The sequence below is a fragment of the Actinosynnema sp. NPDC050436 genome, from assembly GCF_040655415.1.
GTDB lineage: Bacteria > Actinomycetota > Actinomycetes > Mycobacteriales > Pseudonocardiaceae > Actinosynnema.
Genome location: NZ_JBFAJV010000010.1, coordinates 129,384 through 146,885, shown reverse-complemented (window position 1 = coordinate 146,885; position 17,502 = coordinate 129,384). Strand labels below are relative to the sequence as shown.

At 74.9% G+C, this 17,502-nt stretch carries 19 protein-coding genes and 1 pseudogene; 12 read left to right on the top strand and 8 right to left on the bottom strand.

The features are described 5' to 3' along the window. Positions 1-74 precede the first annotated feature (74 nt). A complete protein-coding gene (locus AB0I60_RS23905) occupies positions 75-2,549 on the bottom strand; it encodes a DUF3516 domain-containing protein (RefSeq protein WP_360733062.1) in 2,475 nt (824 codons plus the stop codon). A 1,243-nt stretch (positions 2,550-3,792) separates the two neighbouring features. Here AB0I60_RS23905 and AB0I60_RS23900 point away from each other — a divergent pair. From AB0I60_RS23900 to AB0I60_RS23885, 4 genes and pseudogenes are all read left to right on the top strand, one after another. Next, positions 3,793-4,482, top strand: coding sequence for an energy-coupling factor ABC transporter permease (locus AB0I60_RS23900; protein WP_360733060.1), 690 nt, complete (start codon positions 3,793-3,795; stop codon positions 4,480-4,482). Beyond that, positions 4,479-4,763 (top strand): PDGLE domain-containing protein, encoded by a 285-nt coding sequence (locus AB0I60_RS23895; protein ID WP_360733059.1) that lies wholly within the window; start codon positions 4,479-4,481, stop codon positions 4,761-4,763. Before AB0I60_RS23900 ends, AB0I60_RS23895 begins: the two co-directional genes overlap by 4 nt. Next, positions 4,760-5,392: pseudogene (gene cbiQ, locus AB0I60_RS23890) on the top strand (cobalt ECF transporter T component CbiQ); the annotation flags it as partial. The gene AB0I60_RS23895 and the pseudogene cbiQ, both read left to right, overlap by 4 nt. Before the next feature lie 15 nt (positions 5,393-5,407). Then, positions 5,408-6,190 (top strand): ABC transporter ATP-binding protein, encoded by a 783-nt coding sequence (locus tag AB0I60_RS23885; RefSeq protein WP_360733374.1) that lies wholly within the window; start codon positions 5,408-5,410, stop codon positions 6,188-6,190. An 87-nt stretch (positions 6,191-6,277) separates the two neighbouring features. Here the strand turns inward: AB0I60_RS23885 and AB0I60_RS23880 are convergent, their stop codons facing one another. Next, positions 6,278-6,883 (bottom strand): uridine kinase, encoded by a 606-nt coding sequence (locus tag AB0I60_RS23880; protein WP_360733058.1) that lies wholly within the window; start codon positions 6,881-6,883, stop codon positions 6,278-6,280. A 235-nt stretch (positions 6,884-7,118) separates the two neighbouring features. Between AB0I60_RS23880 and AB0I60_RS23875 the strand changes: the two genes are divergently transcribed. The 5 genes from AB0I60_RS23875 to AB0I60_RS23855 are packed head-to-tail and all read left to right on the top strand — an operon-like array spanning position 7,119 to position 10,260. Continuing rightward, a complete protein-coding gene (locus AB0I60_RS23875) occupies positions 7,119-7,571 on the top strand; it encodes a hypothetical protein (RefSeq protein WP_360733057.1) in 453 nt (150 codons plus the stop codon). Next, entirely contained in the window at positions 7,568-8,794 is a 1,227-nt protein-coding gene (locus AB0I60_RS23870) for a PPE domain-containing protein (protein WP_360733056.1), read from the top strand. Before AB0I60_RS23875 ends, AB0I60_RS23870 begins: the two co-directional genes overlap by 4 nt. Further along, entirely contained in the window at positions 8,791-9,054 is a 264-nt protein-coding gene (locus AB0I60_RS23865; protein ID WP_360733055.1) for a hypothetical protein, read from the top strand. Before AB0I60_RS23870 ends, AB0I60_RS23865 begins: the two co-directional genes overlap by 4 nt. Beyond that, positions 9,047-9,682 carry a hypothetical protein gene (locus AB0I60_RS23860; protein WP_360733054.1) on the top strand — a complete coding sequence of 212 codons (636 nt, stop codon included), beginning with the start codon at positions 9,047-9,049 and terminating at the stop codon, positions 9,680-9,682. Before AB0I60_RS23865 ends, AB0I60_RS23860 begins: the two co-directional genes overlap by 8 nt. A gap of 20 nt (positions 9,683-9,702) precedes the next feature. Next, positions 9,703-10,260: a hypothetical protein gene (locus AB0I60_RS23855; RefSeq protein WP_360733053.1), complete on the top strand. Its 558-nt coding sequence runs from the start codon at positions 9,703-9,705 to the stop codon at positions 10,258-10,260. Here AB0I60_RS23855 and AB0I60_RS23850 read toward each other — a convergent pair. Next, the gene (locus AB0I60_RS23850; RefSeq protein WP_360733052.1) at positions 10,187-10,948 is read right to left on the bottom strand and encodes an AraC family transcriptional regulator; all 762 of its coding nucleotides are present in this window, start codon (positions 10,946-10,948) and stop codon (positions 10,187-10,189) included. The genes AB0I60_RS23855 and AB0I60_RS23850 overlap by 74 nt on opposite strands. A 64-nt stretch (positions 10,949-11,012) precedes the next feature. Here AB0I60_RS23850 and AB0I60_RS23845 point away from each other — a divergent pair, with 64 nt between their 5' ends. Further along, positions 11,013-11,771 (top strand): ESX secretion-associated protein EspG, encoded by a 759-nt coding sequence (locus AB0I60_RS23845; protein ID WP_360733051.1) that lies wholly within the window; start codon positions 11,013-11,015, stop codon positions 11,769-11,771. Positions 11,772-11,869: 98 nt separating this feature from the next. Here the strand turns inward: AB0I60_RS23845 and AB0I60_RS23840 are convergent, their stop codons facing one another. From AB0I60_RS23840 to AB0I60_RS23825, 4 genes are read right to left on the bottom strand one after another with little or no spacing between them, the layout of a single operon-like run. Then, positions 11,870-12,259 carry a hypothetical protein gene (locus tag AB0I60_RS23840; RefSeq protein WP_360733050.1) on the bottom strand — a complete coding sequence of 130 codons (390 nt, stop codon included), beginning with the start codon at positions 12,257-12,259 and terminating at the stop codon, positions 11,870-11,872. Then, positions 12,259-12,531 (bottom strand): YbaB/EbfC family DNA-binding protein, encoded by a 273-nt coding sequence (locus tag AB0I60_RS23835; protein ID WP_360733049.1) that lies wholly within the window; start codon positions 12,529-12,531, stop codon positions 12,259-12,261. Before AB0I60_RS23835 ends, AB0I60_RS23840 begins: the two co-directional genes overlap by 1 nt. Continuing rightward, positions 12,528-13,532: a CHAP domain-containing protein gene (locus tag AB0I60_RS23830; protein ID WP_360733048.1), complete on the bottom strand. Its 1,005-nt coding sequence runs from the start codon at positions 13,530-13,532 to the stop codon at positions 12,528-12,530. The genes AB0I60_RS23835 and AB0I60_RS23830 overlap by 4 nt, the downstream gene beginning before the upstream one ends. 10 nt (positions 13,533-13,542) lie before the next feature. Further along, a complete protein-coding gene (locus tag AB0I60_RS23825; protein WP_360733047.1) occupies positions 13,543-14,295 on the bottom strand; it encodes a type VII secretion target in 753 nt (250 codons plus the stop codon). Between the two features lie 90 nt (positions 14,296-14,385). Here AB0I60_RS23825 and AB0I60_RS23820 point away from each other — a divergent pair, with 90 nt between their 5' ends. Together AB0I60_RS23820 and AB0I60_RS23815 are read left to right on the top strand one after the other, a co-directional pair. Continuing rightward, on the top strand, positions 14,386-15,732 hold the full coding sequence (locus AB0I60_RS23820) for a replication-associated recombination protein A (RefSeq protein WP_360733046.1): 1,347 nt from the start codon (positions 14,386-14,388) through the stop codon (positions 15,730-15,732). Positions 15,733-15,778: 46 nt separating this feature from the next. Further along, positions 15,779-16,507 carry a methyltransferase domain-containing protein gene (locus AB0I60_RS23815; protein ID WP_360733045.1) on the top strand — a complete coding sequence of 243 codons (729 nt, stop codon included), beginning with the start codon at positions 15,779-15,781 and terminating at the stop codon, positions 16,505-16,507. A 55-nt stretch (positions 16,508-16,562) separates the two neighbouring features. Here the strand turns inward: AB0I60_RS23815 and AB0I60_RS23810 are convergent, their stop codons facing one another. Beyond that, complete coding sequence (locus AB0I60_RS23810) at positions 16,563-17,495, bottom strand: sucrase ferredoxin (RefSeq protein WP_360733044.1); 933 nt, start codon at positions 17,493-17,495, stop codon at positions 16,563-16,565. Between the last annotated feature and the right edge of the window lie 7 nt (positions 17,496-17,502).

Genomic DNA, 17,502 nt, shown 5'->3' with positions numbered 1-17,502 from the left:
GCCTCCGCTCCCTCCCGACGTTGACATGCTGGTACCCCGTTCCGGGCCGGAGTACCACCGGATGGCCCGAAGATTCACAGCGCGCCCGCTTCGGTGACCCGCAGCGCCGCCGTGCCGTGCTCGTCCGACTCCGCCAGGTCGACCTCCGCGACGAAACCCCAGTCGTGGTCCTTCGCCGGGTCGTCGAAGATCTGCCGCACCACCCAGCGGTCCGCCTCCTCGGAGATCACCAGCAGCGCCGGGCCCCGCGCGTCCGGCCCGATCCCGATCTCGTCGTGCTCCTCGAAGTACGGCTCCAGCGCGTCCTGCCAGACCTCGGCGGTGAACCCCGAGTCCCCGTCGAGCCGGCCCAGCTCGTAGTAGTTGCGGCGGGCGGCCAGCTCCACGCGGCGGAACAGCGCGTTGCGCACCAGCACCCGGAACGCGCGCGGGTTGCGGGTCACCGCCGGCGGCGCGTCGTCGACGATCGCCTCCTCGCCGGGGTTGCGCAGCTTCTCCCACTCGTCGAGCAGGCTGGAGTCGACCTGGCGGACCAGCTCGCCCAGCCACTCCTGGAGGTCGTTGAGCTCCTCGGTCTTCGCGTCCTCCGGAACGGTCTGCCGCAGCGCCTTGTAAGCGTCCGCGAGGTAGCGCAGCACCAGGCCCTCGGACCGGGCGAGCTGGTAGAAGGAGACGTACTCGCTGAACGTCATCGCTCGCTCGAACATGTCCCGCACCACCGACTTCGGCGACAGGTGGTGGTCGGCCACCCACGGGTGCCCGCGCCGGTAGGTGGCGAACGCCGCGTCGAGCAGCTCGGCCAGCGGCTTCGGGTGCGTGACCTCCTCCAGCAGCTCCATCCGCTGGTCGTACTCGATGCCCTCGGACTTCATCGCGCCGATCGCCTCGCCGCGCGCCTTGTGCTCCTGCGCCGACAGCACCTGGCGCGGATCGTCCAAAGTGGACTCGACTACGGACAGGACGTCCAGCGCGTAACCCGGCGCGTCCCGGTCGAGCAGCTCGATCGCCGCCAGCGCGAACGGCGACAGCGGCTGGTTGAGCGCGAAGTTCACCTGGAGGTCCACGGTCAACCGGATGTGCGGCCCGTCCCGCTCCACGATCCCGGCCGCCAGCAGCGCCCGGTACATGGAGATCGCGCGCAGGATGTGCCTGCGCTGCGCGGGTCGGTCCTCGTGGTTGTCCTCCAGGAGGTGGCGCATCGCCGCGAACGTGTCACCCGGCCGGCCGACCACGTTGAGCAGCATGGCGTGGCTGACCGAGAAGCTCGACGTGAGCGGCTCCGGCTCGGCGTTCTTGAGCCGCTCGAACGTCTGGTCGCTCCACGACACGAACCCGTCCGGGGCCTTCTTGCGCACCACCTTGCGGCGCTTCTTCGGGTCGTCACCGGCCTTGGCGAGCGCCTTCTCGTTCTCCACCACGTGATCGGGGGCCTGCACCACGACCGTGCCCATGGTGTCGTACCCGGCGCGGCCCGCGCGGCCCGCGATCTGGTGGAACTCCCGGGCCTTGAGGTGGCGGGTGCGGGTGCCGTCGTACTTGGACAGCGCGGTGAACACGACCGTGCGGATCGGCACGTTGATGCCGACCCCCAGCGTGTCCGTGCCGCAGATGACCTTCAGCAGACCGGCCTGGGCGAGCTGCTCCACCAGCCGGCGGTACTTCGGCAGCATCCCCGCGTGGTGCACGCCGATGCCGTGCCGCACCAGCCGCGACAGCGTCTTGCCGAACCCGGAGGTGAACCGGAACCGGCCGATCATCGCCGCGATGGCGTCCTTCTCGGCGCGGGTGGCGACGTTCACGCTCATCAGCGACTGCGCGCGTTCGAGCGCCGACGCCTGGGTGAAGTGCACGACGTAGATCGGCGCTTCCCGGCCGTGCAACAGCTCCTCGATGGTCTCGTGCAGCGGCGTGGTGACGTACTGGAAGTTCAACGGCACCGGCCGCTCGGCCGACCGCACGGTTGTCGTCGGCCGGCCCGTGCGGCGGGTGAGGTCCTTCTCGAAGAACGAGACGTCGCCGAGGGTGGCCGACATCAGCAGGAACTGGACCTTCGGCAGCTCGATCAGCGGCACCTGCCACGCCCAGCCCCGGTCGGGCTCGGAGTAGAAGTGGAACTCGTCCATGACGACCTGCCCGACATCGGCGTCCGCACCGTCGCGCAGGGCGATGTTGGCCAGGATCTCGGCCGTGCAGCAGATGATCGGCGCGGTCTCGTTGACACTGGCGTCACCGGTCATCATGCCGACGTTCTCGGCGCCGAAGGTGTCGATGAGCGCGAAGAACTTCTCGGAGACGAGGGCCTTGATGGGAGCGGTGTAGTAGGTCCGCTTGCCCTCGGCGAGAGCCCAGAAGTGGGCCCCGATGGCGACCAGGCTCTTGCCCGAGCCGGTGGGCGTGCTGAGGATGACGTTGGAGCCCGAGACGAGCTCGATCAACGCCTCCTGCTGCGCGGGGTAGAGCTCGAGCCCCCGCCCGTGCGCCCACTCGGCGAAGGTCTCGTAGACGACGTCGGCATCGGCAGAGGGCGGCAGCAGGTCGGTGAGAGTCATCGCAGCCAGATCATAGGGGGTCCCACCCGACCCCCCACCCGCTCCGCCACCCGACCCACCCAGCCGCCCCGCCACTCCCGCGTCCGCCGCACCCAGCCGCCCCCGCCACTCCGCGCCTGACGCGCCCAGCCGCCCCCGCGCCCGCCACCCCGCGCCTCCGCCACCCCGCGCCTCCCGCCCCAGCGCCCCCGACACCCCTGGGCTCCCAACGTCCCAGGCCCGTCGCTCCGGGGGCACCGCGCTCCCGAGCCGCCTCGCCGCTAGCCACCCGGATGCCCCCACCCCACTACCGTTCCGCCGCCAGCCAGCCAGCCGGGCCGCCAGCCCGCCGCCGTTCTGCCGTCCTTTCGCTGCCCTCCCGGCACCTCAACGCCACTCCGCCGCCGCTCAGCCACCCGCCATCGGCCGAGGCCGCCGCGCCCACTCCCACTCCCGCCCACTCCCACTCCCGCTCCCGCTCTCACCCGCTCCCGTTCGCCGCTGCTCGCCGCACCGCCGCATGTCGCCGCTGCTCACCACCACCCGCACCTGAGTGCGGTCAGGTGCTGCGGCGGACCGGGGACGCCCCGATTGCGGGGCCGGGGGGCCGGGGGGCCGGCAGGCCGCTGGGCCCGAGGTGGGCCGAGGTGGGCCGAGGGCCGAGGGCTGGCGAGATGGTGGGCCGCTGGGCCGGTGGGCCGGTGGGCCGGTGGGCCGGTGGGCCGGTGGGCCGGTGGGCCGGTGGGGCGATGGGGCGATGGGGCGATGGGGCGATGGGGCGATGGGGCGATGGGGCAGTGGGGCAGTGGGGCAGTGGGCCGGCGGGCGGTGGTGGCGAGACCGAGCGCCCGGCTTGCGCGCTCGGTCGGCTCCGCTCGGTCGACTCCGTTCTCCCGGAAGCCCGCGCTCGTCGGAGTCGTCCGTGCGCTCCCAGTTCTCCTTCCTCAAGCGAGCCCGCACACCGTGCGGGTCGGGTTTCCGGGGCGGGCCGGGGCGGGGGCCTTCGTTTTATCCGGCAACGAATGGCAGCGTCGGATAGTGCCTGGTCACAGCACTTCTCACCGCATTGTGTGAATCTTGTACGGCTGGGCGGATCGGGCTCTCCTGTGGGCACGAACCGGAGGTTGCGGGGCGGGTGGCACGGGCATTGCGGGGCGGGGTCCACGGAGCGGTGCGCGTGGCATTCGGGTGGGACCGGGGAGCGGTCCCCATCGTTGTTGCACCGTGCTGGCCACAGCGGGCAGGTGGCAATTACCGTGTGGGCGTGTCCGAACCGGTAGCTATGCACATGAGCGACGGGCTGCTCACCGTGCCGACGTCGCTGGCCTTCGTGGCCGTGGCCGTCATCGGCGTCGGGGTGGCGTTGGTCAAGGCGCGGGGCGACCTCGACGACCGCACGGCACCCATGGCCGGGCTGGTGGCGGCGTTCGTGTTCGCCACCCAGATGCTGAACTTCCCCGTCCTGCCCGGCGTCAGCGGGCACCTGCTCGGGGGTGCGCTGGCCGCCATCCTGGTCGGGCCGTGGGTCGGGGCGCTCTGCGTGACGATCGTCCTCGTCGTGCAGTCCCTCTTCTTCGCCGACGGCGGCGTCACGGCGCTCGGCGCGAACGTCACCAACATGGCCCTCATCGGCACGGCGGTCGGGTACCTGACCGCCGTCGCGCTGCGGCCCCTCGCCAAGCGCGGCAAGGGCGGCCTCGCCCTGGTCGCCTTCCTCTCCGCCCTGGTCAACACCGTTCTCGCCTCGTTCGGCTTCGTCGTCGAGTACGCCATCGGCGGCGCGGGCGGCGTGGGCTTCGGGACGGTCGCGGCGGCGATCCTCGGCGTGCACGTGCTGATCGGCGTCGGCGAAGGGGTGATCACCGCCGCCACCGTCACGGCGGTCGCGGCGGCGCGGCCCGATCTCGTGTACCTGTTGCGCGGCGTGCCGCAGAAGCTGGAGCTGAGGGGATGAAGCGCTTCTTCGCCTGGTTCGCCGTGGTGAGCCTGGTGCTCGCGGGGGTCGTGTCGTACTTCGCCGACTCCGACCCCGACGGCCTCGACCACGTCACCGAGGAGCACGGCATCGCCGAGCACGCGCAGGACCACCCGCTGGCGGGCAGCCCGCTCGCCGACTACGCCGTGGGCGGCGACGACCGGCTCACCGGGCTCGCGGGCGTGATCGGCGTCGTCGTGACGCTCCTCGTGGCCGGTGGCCTGTTCTGGCTGCTGCGCACCAAGAGCGCCAAGGGGTGAGCACGGGCGTTCTGCACCGGGCGGGTGACTCGCCGGTCCACCGGCTCGCCCCGCAGGTGAAGATCGTCGCCGCGGTGGTCGCCGTGCTGTGCGTGGTGGCCACGCCGCGCGAGGCGTTCTGGGCGTTCGGGGCCTACCTGCTGGTGGTCACGGCGGTGTGGTTCGTCGCCCGGGTCCCGCCGACGTGGTTCGCGTCGCGCGCGCTGATCGAGGTGCCCTTCGTGGTGCTGGCGCTGGTGCTGCCGTTTACCGGGCCCGGTCCGACCACCGACGTCCTCGGCGTGCCCGTCTCGGTCGAGGGCGCGCTGGCGGGCTGGAACATCCTCGCCAAGGGCACCCTCGGCGTCCTAGTCTCGCTCACGCTCGCCGCGACCACCGCGCCGCAGGACCTCCTGCTCGGCCTGCAACGCCTCCGGATGCCCGACGTCCTGGTCACCATCGCCACCCTGATGCTCCGCTACGCCGACGTCGTGGTGGCGGAGGCGAAGCGGATGCGCGTGGCCCGCGTCTCGCGCGGGGACGACCCGCGCTTCCTGTGGCAGTTGGGCGCGACGGCGCGCGGCGTCGGCAGCCTGTTCATCCGCTCCTACGAGCGCGGCGAGCGCGTCCACCTGGCCATGGTGTCGCGCGGCTGGACGGGCCGGATGCCGGACGGGCGGGGGAGCGCGGCGGTGCAGCCGGTGCACGTCGCGCCGACCGCGCCCGCGCTGCTCGTGGAGCGCCTGGCGTTCGCCTACCCGGACGGCCACCAGGCGCTGTTCGGCGTGGACCTGCGGGTGGAGCCGGGCGAGCGGGTCGCGCTGCTCGGCCCGAACGGCGCGGGCAAGACGACCCTCGTGCTGCACCTCAACGGGGTGCTCGGTGGCGGGGAGGGGCGCATCGAGGTGGCCGGGCTGCCGGTGGTGAAGGAGCACCTGCGGGAGGTCCGGCGCCGGGTGGGCGTGGTGTTCCAGGACCCCGACGACCAGCTGTTCCTGCCCACGGCGCGGCAGGACGTGGCGTTCGGGCCGGCGAACTTCGGGCTGCGCGGCGCGGAGCTGGACGAGCGCGTGGCGCTGGCCTTGGCGGCGGTGGGCATGGCGGACGTCGCCGACCGCTCGCCGCTGCACCTGTCGGGCGGGCAGCGGCGGCGGGTGGCGCTGGCCACGGTGCTGGCGTGCGACCCGGAGGTGCTGGTGCTGGACGAGCCGTCCGCGAACCTGGAACCGGTGGCCCGCCGCGAGCTGGCGGAGGTCCTGCTCGGCCTCGACCGCACGATGCTGATCGTGACGCACGACCTGCCGTACGCGGTGCAGGTCTGCCCGCGCAGCGTGCTGATCGACGGCGGGGTGGTGGTGGCGGACGGCCCGACCCGGGAACTGCTCGCCGACACCGAACTCCTGGCCCGCCACCGCCTGGAACTCCCCTTCGGCTTCCGCCTCGACTGAGCACCGCGCCCGGTCCGGCGGACGCGCGTGAGGTCGCGGAACAGGTACCGGCCGGCAGCGGAGTGCGGGATCGGTGAACGAGAGGTTTCAGCGGTTCCGATTGGCAGCGGCCGGGGTGGGCGGGCTGCGGCGGGGGGAGACCTCCGACAGGGTGGCGCGGGCGTCGGACGGGGACAGGCGGCGCATCCCGGCCGACACGCAGCGGCGGACCAGCGACGGTTGTTCGCGCAGCAGGCGCAGACCTCGGCGGAGCAGGAACGGGACCGGTTTGCGCGCCTCGGCCACGTCTCGGGTGAACCTCCGCACGAACGTCACGAAAGCGTTGGGTGCCAGCACGATCGCGTCCAGCAGCACGCCCGCCTCGCGGCACCCGGATACGAGCCGGTCCGCGAACAGCCCCTCCGCGATGAACGGCCCGTCCGCCTCCACCACGTGGCACCCGACCCGCCGGTCCTCGCCCAGCGCGTACACCGGGGCCTCGACGCGGCCCGTGGTGGCCAACTCCACCACCGCGCGCAGCGCGTCCTCGGTGTTCCACGACCCCTCGGCGTCCCAGTCCGGCCGGCCCGCGTCGTCGCGGGGCAGCAGCGGGTCGTCGCCCTCGCGGTAGAAGTCGTCCAGGCGCAGGACCGGCCACCCCAGGTGGGCGGCGAGCGTGGACTTGCCCGAGCCGGACGGGCCGGCGAGCAACACGACACGGGCGTGAACGGCGGATGACGGCACGGGGGACGATTCTCGCACGCCCTGCTCGACCGCGCGCCTCCCGAGGTTCCGGAGCACCGGGCGACTTCACGCCCCCCGAGCTGCACCAGGCCATCCCACGCCGAAGACCTGACGCGACCTCGTGTTTGTCCGTACGTGCACCCGACCTGCTCCCGTTGTGCACCCGGTCTGGTCGTCGCGCGCCGCGCCCGTCACGATGTGCGTCATGGTGAGGGTGCGCGGCATCGAGGACGCCAAGCGGTTGCGCGACGGGTTCGAGCGCGAGGAGCGGGGGCGACCCGCCCCGCCGCCGCGCGTCGACGCGCCCGGCACGGCCGGTGCGACGCCGATCGTCGCCCAGGACGGTGACCGCGTCGCGCTCGACTTCGACGAGCTCGACAGCGCTCTCACCAGGCTCGACGAGCTGCACAACACCCTGCACGAGCACCTGCGCCGGTCCGACGGCCTGTCCGACGACCTCGGCGACGGCAAGGGGCCGGTCGCGCTGCACATGCGGCGGGCGTTCGGGTTGCGCGGCGGCGGGCAGGACGGCGGCGTGCAGTCGTCGCTCCAGTCCTACCTGGACGAGCTGGGCGCGTTGCGCGCCGCGCTGCGCCAGGTCGGTTCCACCCACCGCGCCGAGGACGAGGCGGCGGCCGAGGCGATGAGGACGCTGTGACGGGGCACGAGCGCAGGCACCGGTTCCACTCCGAGGACCACCCGGCGACCGCGAGGCAGCGCCGCGCGGCCCGCAAGGTGTCCGACCGCAAGAAGGCCAACCGCCGGCTGGAGCGGTTCGGCAAGATCAACTGGAACGTCTACGCGCACCGCGACCTCTGGGACATGGTGAAGTCCGCCGACCTGGCCCGGATGGGGCAGCGCACGCACGACTGGCAGGTGCTGGCCCGCGACCTGGGCGAGGCGACCGAGGACGTCCAGCGGCTGGTCGGCACGCTGGTGCAGTCCTGGCACGGCCCGTCCTCGGCGGTCGCGGCAGACTCGGTGTCCCGGCTCACCCGGTGGGCCACCGAGGTGTCCGACCGGGCCTACCGCGTCGGTGCCGGCATGGACGCCTACACCTGGGCCGTGGGCGAGGCGGCCCGCCGGATGCCCGAGCCGGTCCACCCGGACGCCGAGCGGTGGTTCCGCGACGGGTACGACGTGACCACGTTGGACGGTCCGCAGGGCGCGTACCTGGCCGACCAGCTCTTGGACGACCACTTGCCGTCCAAGAAGGAGCAGCAGGCCGCGAAGGCGGAGGCGGTGCGCGTGATGGACGCCTACGAGCAGGCGAGCCGCGCCGAGTACGACCGCCTGCCGCTGTTCGACGACGCCCCGGCCGGCGCGAAGGTCGAGCCCGACCACCGCCCGTGGACCGGCGGACCGGACCGGCCCCCGACCGCGCCGCCGACCACCCCGCAACCGCCGACCGCGCCGCCCTCGACGCCGCAGCCCCCGGTCGACCAGCCGCCGCCGCCCGGCGTGCGCCCCGGCGACACCACGGCCGTCGCGGCGGCCGGCGGCCCGGCGGGCTTCGGGGTGCCCGGCCTGCCCGGCGGGTCGGCCGTGCCCGGTGGTTACGCGGCGGGCCCGCCCGGCGGGTTCGGCCCCGGTCCGGGCGGCTACGGTCCGGGCGGCTACGGCACGGCGTTCGGTCCCGGCGGCCACGGCCCGGTCGGACCCGGCGGCTCGTCGGGCGTGATCGGCGCGGCGCCCGGCGGCGCGGTGGCGCGCGGCGGCGCCGTGCCGGTGCCGGCGGGCGGTCCGGGCGGGTACGGCGTGGTCCCGCCGGCCGCGCCCGGCAACCGGGAGGAGGACCGGGAGCACCGCAACCGCTACGACAACGGCCTGGACCTGCTGGACGACCTGCCGCCCGCGTTCCCGCCGGTGCTCGGCGAGTGACCGGCTACCGGGTCGACCCGGACGAGCTGGCCGGGTACGCGCACCGGCTGGCGGACGCCGGCGACGACCTGCGCGCCGTGCGGTCCGCGCTGGCCGAACCGGTCGGCGACCTGGGGCCGGAGGGCGTCGCCGAGGCGGTCGCCGGGCTGTTCGCCGAGTGGGCGGGCACCCTGCGCGGGCTGGACCCGGGCGTGCTCGCCGACGAGGTCCGGGCGGCCGGCGAGACCTACCGGCGGGCGGACGAGCTCGACCATGGCTGACTACCGGGGCCTCGGCTTCGACCCCGCGCCCGGCAGCGCGGGGGCCGTTGCGGCGGCGAGCGCGCGCTGCGCGGTCGAGGTGCCGGTGCCCGGTGTGCCGGTGGGGTGGGAAGGAGCGGCGGCCGAGGGGTTGCGGACCCGGTTGGAGGCGGTGGTGTCGGAGCTGACGGCGGTGCGGCGCGCGATGCGGGCCGCGTCGGAGGTGCTCGACGCCTGGGCCACCACGCTGCTGGGCAACCAACGGCGGGCCGAGGATTTGGACCGGCGGGCCGTGGCGCTGCGCCGGGACCTCTCCGACGCCGCCGACGAGGTCGACCGCGCCGGGGCGCTGGCCGCGTTCACGCCCGCGCACGCCGAGGTGCACGCGGACGCGGTGGCCCGGCACGACCGGGTCGCCCGGCAGCTCGACGACGTGCTGGAGGAGGCCCGCCTGCTGGCCCGCGACCACCACGCCGAGGCGCGGCGGGTCGCCGAGCGGCTGCGCTCCGAGGAACCGTCCACGGCGCTCGCCGACGCCCTCGCGGACTTCTCCGCGCTCACCGCCGAACTGGCGTCGGTGCTGCTCGGGCCACCCGCGCGGGCCGCCGGGCGCGGCGCGGCCGACGCGTTCGCGGCGGGCCTCGGGTGAGACTCGCTCCCGTGCCGGGGGTGACCCCGGTGGCTCTCGGCTCCCCCGAGCGCACCGCCGCCGAACTGCTCGCGGTGCTGCGCCGCGTCAAAGGCACCCGCGACCCCGGTCTGGAGGTCTCCGCGACGCAGGCGGCGGAGCTGGCGCACCGGCAGGACTGCGGCCTGCTCGCCGTGGTCGAGCACCCGGACGCCGACCCGGCGCTGCTGCTCGCCGGCGTGCTCCCGGTGGACCGGCCGGTCGACCCGGCGCTCGGCGTCCAGCTCGACGGGCCGGCCATCCGCGACGTGACGAAGGGCGTGACCTCGACGGGCTGCCCGGTGGTGATCGTGGAGCGCATCCCGGTCACCGGCACGGGCGCGCAGCTCCAGGTGGTGGTGACCGACCCGGCGCACCCGAGGGTCGCGGTGTTCACCCTGCACTCGCCCACCGGGCGGGGGTGGCTGGAGGTGGCGGGCCTGGCCGGGCGGTTCGTGTCGGGCGTCCGGTTCGACGAACCCGGGCTCACCGGCCCCGGAACTCGCTCGGCGTCCGCCCGACCACCTGGCGGAACGTCCGGGAGAAGTGCGCCGCGCTGACGAAACCGCAGTCCTTGGCGATCTCGCCGATGCCCCGGCCCGCCTTCGCCGGGTCGGCCAGCAGCGCCCGCGCCCGGTCCACCCGCAGCCCCCGGATGCGCTCGGACACGCCCTGCCCGTCGTCGAAGAGCTGGTAGAGCCGGCGGCGGGAGATGTGCAGGGCGGCGGCGACGGCGTCCGCGCCCAAGGTCGGGTCGGCCAGGTGGTCGCGGATGTAGTCCAGCGCCTCGCGGCGGCGCGCGGCCAGCGCGTCCACCCGGTCCAGCTCGGCCTTCAGCGCGCTGCGCAGCACCAGCTCGGCGAGCCCGAGCAGGTGGTGCGACAGGCCGTGCGGGTCCAGCACGTGCGCGGCGGCCAGGACGTGCGCGATCGCCCCGGAGAACACCGAGCGCAGCGCCGCCTCCACCGGGACCGGCTGGAACATCAGCGGTTTCAGCTCGGTGAAGCCGACGGTCAGCTTCGCCTCGGCGACGGTCAGCAGCACCACGCCCGGCACGACGTGCAGCGAGCAATCGGGAAACCGAAGCTCCGCGCCGCTGCGGGGCAGGCCGCGCGGCACCGCGCAGCCCATCAGGAGCTGGATGCGCTCGGGCGTGCCCGGGGTGCCGCCCGACGCCCCGTCCAGCGCCGCACGGGCCGCCGCCGCACCCGACGCGCGCACCGTGAGCAGCCCGTTGGCGAGGTCCACGCCGGCCAGGGTAAGGCCGGGTTCCGGCCGACCCGCCCGGACCCACCCGCTATCTTCGGCCGGCATGGCACGACGTACGGCGACCGCGGTCGTCCTGTCCCACCTGGAGTTCGACCTGCTGTGGGAAGACCTGGGGGTGGGCGAGCCGCCGTACCCGCTGGAGGTCGACTCGCACGGCGCGACCGAGGCCGACCGCGAGGACCTGGGCGTGGACGTGTTCCGCGCGCTGGCGTCGGCGGGCCTGGCCGAGGACGGCGGACCCGCGCCCGAGCTGGAGGACCTGTTCGGCCGGCTGGCCAACCGCACGCTGTCCGTGGACGCCCTGGTGTTCCGGCCCACGCCGTGGCGGGTGCTGGCGGCCCTGCGCGGGCCGCGCGGGGTGCTGGCCGTGCTGAACGACCAGGAGGTCGCGCTGGAGCCGATCACCGACGCGGTCGCCGCGATGGCGCGGGTGGTCGGGGAGGGCGTGCCGGGGCCCGGCGACCAGGTCCGGCTGCCGCGCGCGGTGTTCTCGGCCGCGATGCGCGGCTACGCGGACGCCGGCCACCCCGGGCTGGAACGCGCGCTGGCGTCCGGCGGCGTCACCGGGCGGGCGACCCGCGCGGTCACCACCCTGGCCGAGGCCGGCCGGGTCGCTGCCGGGCAGCTCGCCTGCACCGGGCCCGGCGGCCGGTCGTCGGTGCTGAGCTGGACCGACACCACGGCCGGCCGGTACGCGATGGCGGCCGAGGAGGTGGCGGGCGAACCGTGGGTGCTGCTCACCCCGGCGGACGGCGCGTGGCTGACCCGCCGGCTGTCCGAGCTGCTCGCCGGCGTGGCGTAGCCGGTGCGCTGCACGAGGCGTTGAGCGGACAGCGCACCGGCGGTCCGCACCGCACGGGTTCTCGCTCCGCCGGGAGCGAACCCGGCTCCGGCAGCGGCTCACGGGTGAGAACCCACCGGGGGTGCCGAGCCGTGGCCGGGGCGGGAGCCGGAGTCCAGCAGCCCGGCGGGCACGACCTCGGTGACCACGGCCAGCCCGCGCGCCAGCGCGTCGGCCGCCGCCTCGTCGGCCAGCCGCCGCACGGTCTCGGCGAGCGCGGACGGGGTCCGGGTGAACGCCTCCCGCGCGAACTCCAGCCCGACGGGCTTGCCGTGCAGGTCGACGGTCACCGTCACCCCGTCGCCGGACGCCGTCGCCCGGATCGCGTCGAGCCGCCCGCCCAGTGACGGCACGTCCGGCGACGGCACGTCCGGTGGTGGGCTGCTCGCAGCGCCTGGGGAGCCGCCCGGCCCGGTGCCGCGCCGGCCGGAGGTCCCGAACTCGGGCATCAGACCCTCCACGTCGTCGGGGTGGTGTCCTCGACCGCCTCGACCTGCCGGGCGGGCACCGCGAGCCCGAGCGCGGCCAGGTCGCCCAGCACGCCGGCGGCGCGGGCGTTGGCCTTCGCGGTCGCCGCGTCGACCAGGTCCAGGACGGCGCGCGCCAGGTCGGGGCCCAGGCGCAGGGCGCGGGTGTCCAGGGTCAGGTCGCGCAGCGCGCCACCGGGCCCCACCTCCACCGCGACACCCCGGTCGGGGTCGTGCGCGTGCGCGGTGATCACGGGTGCACCCCTCCGTAGAACGTGGTCGGGCTGAGCCGGTGGGTGTTGCGGCGCACGGCGTCGCCGGAGTTGCCCTCGATCAGGGTCACCGCGCCGCCGGACACCTTCTCCACGATCCCGATGTGCTTGCTGGTCGTCGGGCTCTGCGGCCCGGTGCCGAACAGCAGCACGTCGCCGGGGCGCACGTCGGCCAACTCGGTGTAGGACTTGCCGTTGCGCTGCCCCCAGCGGAACACGTCACCGGTAAAGGGCAGCAGCGGGATGTCCACGCCCGCCTTGCGCCACATGGCCGTGGCGAACGACGAGCACCACGCGGCGGTCGGCCCGTACGGGTTGCGGTTGCTGCCCGGTGGGTTCTCGCGCACGCCCAGCTCGCGCCGCGCAGCGGAGACGATCGTGCGGGACCGGCCGCGCTCCTTCGCCTTCGCGGGGCTGGTGCGCGGTCGCGCGTCGACCACGCCGTCGTGCTCGACGTCCTTCTCCAGGGCGCGCAGCCGGCGTGCCGCGTCCTCCATCTCGTCCCGCGTCCGCCGCAGCGCCGAGGCGGTCTCCCTGGTGTAGCGGGGTTCCAGGTCGGCGGCTGCGGCGACGGCCTTGAGCAGCGCGGCCCCGGTCCCCACCGCGACGCCGGCGTCGAGCAGGCGGGTGGCCCGCTCCAGGTACTCGTCCACGGCCTGGCGTGCCCTGGCGTGCCCGGTGGTCAGCGCGGCGCTCACGCCCGCGACGACCTCCTCCGCGTCCCGCGCGGCCTCCGAGGTCGCCCGCAGCTGCCTGCCCAGCCTCCCGGAGCGCTTCTCGAACCCCTCGGACTGGGTGCCCTTCCAGTGCTCCAGCACGGTCCTGGACGCCGCCAGGTGGTCCTCGTGCTGCTCGGTGAGCCCGGTCGCCGTGCGGTTGAGCGCGTACTGGACCTTGACCGCGTCCTCCGCCTTGCCCGCCAACGCGTTCCGGTGCCCGATCATGCTCTCCGCGATGTACCGCGCGGTCGCTCTCGTGTCCACGGTGGGCTCCTCAGCTCAGCGAACGGGCGATGTCGTCGTCCTGCTCGCGGTAGGCGCGGGCGGACTTGGCGGCGGACGCGGCCAGCGCGTCGGTGTTGTGCGCGACGCCCTTGACCTGCTTGCGCAGCGCCGCCCCGAAACCGTCGAGCGCGGCGGCGAAACCGGACTGCCGGCCCACCGCGCCGAAGCTGTCCTCGGCGATCTCCCGGACCTCGCGCACGTGCCTGCGGCCCAGCGCCGTCAGGTCGTCGGCGGTGTTCTGGGTGCGCCGCGCGTAGTCGCGCAGCACCCCGACGTCCACCGAGTACCCGCCCCCGGCGCCGCCACGACCGCCGCCCCCTGAACCGCCGCCGCCACGACCGCCGCCCCCTGATCCGCCGCCGGAGCCGGTGCGCTGCAACGCCTTCACCCCGCGCCGGGCTTCGTCCAGGTGCGCCCGGTACGCCCCGTTGGTGTAGGTCGACCACGGCGTCCACGACCGCCCGCCGCCGGAGATCCGGTGGGCCGCCTCGGCGTTCTCGCGCGGGTCGAACAGCGCGCTGTCCGACGGGAGCCCCAGCTCGCGCCGCCGCGCCGGGCCCAGCGACCCCAGCATGTTGACCTGCCACAACCCGTACGAGTCGTCCGGCGGCCTCGCGTTGTGGGCGCGCGGGTCGCCGCCGGACTCGGCCAGCGCGACCGCCACCGCGATCGTCAGGTCCTCGCCCCGGAACCCCGCGTCGTGCGCGTGCCGGGCGATCTGCTCCGGACTCAGCCTGCTCATGGCACCGACCCTGGCCCGCGCGGGCCGGGCGCGGAACCGGTGCTGCACGCTCGGACAGCGGGAGTGCACAGGGCGACTACAGTCGAACAGGTGAACGAAAGGCTGTTCGACGAGGGCTTGTTCGGCGTGCCCGAGGAGGAGCGCGCGGAGCGGATCGCGGCGAACGCGCCGCTGGCCGTGCGGATGCGCCCGCGCACGCTGGACGAAGTGGTCGGCCAGGGCCACCTGCTGGGCCCCGGTGCGCCGCTGCGCCGGCTCGTGGAGGGCTCCTCGCCCGCGTCCGTCATGCTCTACGGCCCGCCCGGCACCGGCAAGACCACCCTGGCCACCCTCGTGTCCCGGGCCACCGGCCGCCGGTTCGCCGCGCTGAGCGCGCTCAGCGCGGGCGTCAAGGAGGTCCGCGCCGTCATCGACGAGGCACGCCGCCGGCTGGTCCGGTCCGGCGAGTCGACGGTGCTGTTCATCGACGAGGTGCACCGGTTCTCCAAGACCCAGCAGGACGCCCTGCTCGGCGCGGTCGAGGACCGGATCGTGCTGCTGGTCGCGGCCACCACGGAGAACCCGTTCTTCTCCGTCGTCTCGCCGCTGCTGTCCCGGTCGCTGGTGCTCCAGCTGCGCCCGCTGGGCGACGACGACGTGCGCGGGCTGGTCCGCCGCGCGGTCGCCGACGAGCGCGGGCTGGCCGGCGCGATCACCGTCGCCCCGGACGCCGAGGACCACCTCGTGCGGTTGGCCGGCGGGGACGCGCGGCGCGCGCTGACCGCGCTGGAGGCCGCCGCCGACGCGGTCCCGGGCGGCGGGGAGCTCGACCTGGCCACGTTGGAGGCGACGGTCGACCGCGCGGCCGTGCGCTACGACCGGCAGGGCGACCAGCACTACGACGTGACCAGCGCGTTCATCAAGTCCATCCGGGGTTCGGACGTGGACGCCGCGCTGCACTACCTGGCCCGCATGATCGAGGCGGGGGAGGACCCGAGGTTCATCGCCCGCCGGCTGGTGATCCACGCCAGCGAGGACGTGGGCATGGCCGACCCGACCGCGTTGCAGACCGCCGTCGCCGCCGCGCAGGCCGTGCAGCTCATCGGGCTGCCCGAGTGCGCGCTGAACCTGGCCCACGCGACCGTCCACCTGGCGACCGCGCCCAAGTCGAACGCGGTGACCACGGCGATCGGCGCGGCCGTGTCGGACGTGCGCAAGGGCTCGACCGGGTCGGTGCCCGCGCACCTGCGCGACGGCCACTACGCGGGCGCGGAGAAGCTGGGCAACGCGCGCGGCTACCGGTACCCGCACGACGTGCCCGAAGGCGTGCTCACCCAGCAGTACCCGCCGGACGACCTGGTCGGCCGCGACTACTACGAGCCGACCGGCCGGGGCGCGGAGCGCTACATCGCCGAGCGGCTGCCCCGGCTGCGGCGGGTCGTGCGGGGCGAGGAGTAGGAAAAATCCGGTGCCGATCGGCCCGGCGTCTGCAACGGTGTGCGCCGTGACGGATGCCCCGACCGACGGCCACGCCCTCCTCGACTTCAACTCGCCGCTCTCGGACGCCAAGTCCTACGACCTGATCGGGACGCTCGGACCGCTGGACGGGGCGACCGTCGTGGACTACGGCTGCGGCTGGGCGGAGCTGCTGCTGCGCACCGTCGAGCACGCGCCGGGCGCGACCGGGCTGGGCGTCGACGACGACGAGCGCGCCATCGACCGGGGCCGGGCGAACATCGCGGCGCGCGGCCTGGGGGACCGGGTCCGGCTGGAACGCGCCGACGTCACCACGTGGGCCGCCGACCCGGCGGACGTCGTCGTGTCGATCGGGGCGTCCCACGCCTGGGGCGGCACGCGGGGGACACTGGAGGCCATGCACACCCGCCTCAAGCCCGGCGGCCGGTTGCTGCTCGGCGACGGCATCTGGGACGGCGAGCCCAACGCGCGCGCCCTGGAGATCTTCCCCCGCGAGGAGTTCCTGCTGCTCCACGAGCTGGTGGACCTCGCCCTGGCGACGGGGTTCCGGCTGCTCAACCTGACCACGGCCAACCGCGACGAGTGGGACTCGTTCGAGTCGCGGTGGTGCGCGTCGCGGGAGCGCTGGCTGCTGGACAACCCGGACCACCCGGAGGCCGCCGAGGTCGCCAGGGTCGTGGACGAGCACCGCGACGGCTGGCTCAAGGGCTACCGGACCAGCATGGGCCTGGCCTACCTGACGCTGGCCCGCCGGTAGGGGACCTGTCGTCCCGTCCGGTCGGGGATGCCGGGCGGGACGACACCCGCCCGGGTCAGGCCGTGACGAGCGCCTTGATCGTGCGGGTGGTGTAGGCGGACGGCGCGATCACGCCCGAGCAGCGGCTGGTGCCGACCGCGCTAGCGACGTTGCGGTGCACGGTGACCTCGTACAGGTGGTCCAAGCCCTGGACGGTCACCACGCGCGCCTCGCCGTCCTCGGACTCCACCGGCCGCTCCGCGACGCCCAGCGCCGCGTCCAGCCCGCGCAACCCGAGGTGCTTGCGCACCGCGATCTCCGCGTACTGGGTCCACGCGCTCACCGCCGACGTGCGCCCGCGCAGCTGGTCGGGCTGCACCTGGCCGCCCAGCGCGGCCTTCGCCACCAGGGCCGCCTCGCCCGGGTCGAGCTGGCCGTGCAGGAAGCCGTCCGGCACCACCAGCAGGTTGCCCGCCCAGCGGTCGCCGCCGACGTGGCTGACCTCCCACGCGCGGCCGGGGTGGTTCTCGCCCAGCACGCCCGCGAGCGGGCGGCCGAGCACGGCGCAGCACAGGTCCTTGGTGCCGTGCGTGCAGACCAGGAACAGCGGGCCGTCGACCCGCTCGCCGTGGCCGGGGATGCTGGCTGCCAGCGCGCCGAGGTCGAGCGAGGCCAGGTCGGCCAGGTCGGCGACCTCCAGCCGCTCCAGCCACCGGTTGCCGGGCACGCCGCTGGCCAGGTAGACGGTGCGCGGTGCGCCGGGGTCGCGCTGGTGCTTGCCGGGACGGCGGATGAGCAGCGGTCGCAGCCCGGCGGCGCGCGGCCCGTCCAGCCGGCCCGGCGCGAACACCGGGGCCAGGGTTTGCTCCAACGCGTCGGCGGGCCACGGGCCGGGCTGCTCGATGAGCAGCCACGACGTCATGTGGGCCGCCGTGCCGGCCGGGTTGCCGCCCAGTTGACGCGTGAGGACCGCGCACCCCGGGAGCCCGCCCGAACTTGCGTTAGGCATACCTAAG

Excerpts from the sequence above, each read along its gene's own strand:
- AB0I60_RS23875 (WP_360733057.1), top strand. The coding sequence starts at position 7,119 with ATGGTGAGGGTGCGCGGCATCGAGGACGCCAAGCGGTTGCGCGACGGG.
- AB0I60_RS23860 (WP_360733054.1), top strand. The coding sequence starts at position 9,047 with ATGGCTGACTACCGGGGCCTCGGCTTCGACCCCGCGCCCGGCAGCGCG.
- AB0I60_RS23885 (WP_360733374.1), top strand. The coding sequence starts at position 5,408 with ATGCCGGACGGGCGGGGGAGCGCGGCGGTGCAGCCGGTGCACGTCGCG.
- AB0I60_RS23825 (WP_360733047.1), bottom strand. The coding sequence starts at position 14,295 with ATGAGCAGGCTGAGTCCGGAGCAGATCGCCCGGCACGCGCACGACGCG.
- AB0I60_RS23840 (WP_360733050.1), bottom strand. The coding sequence starts at position 12,259 with ATGCCCGAGTTCGGGACCTCCGGCCGGCGCGGCACCGGGCCGGGCGGC.
- AB0I60_RS23895 (WP_360733059.1), top strand. The coding sequence starts at position 4,479 with ATGAAGCGCTTCTTCGCCTGGTTCGCCGTGGTGAGCCTGGTGCTCGCG.
- AB0I60_RS23905 (WP_360733062.1), bottom strand. The coding sequence starts at position 2,549 with ATGACTCTCACCGACCTGCTGCCGCCCTCTGCCGATGCCGACGTCGTC.
- AB0I60_RS23845 (WP_360733051.1), top strand. The coding sequence starts at position 11,013 with ATGGCACGACGTACGGCGACCGCGGTCGTCCTGTCCCACCTGGAGTTC.
- AB0I60_RS23810 (WP_360733044.1), bottom strand. The coding sequence starts at position 17,495 with ATGCCTAACGCAAGTTCGGGCGGGCTCCCGGGGTGCGCGGTCCTCACG.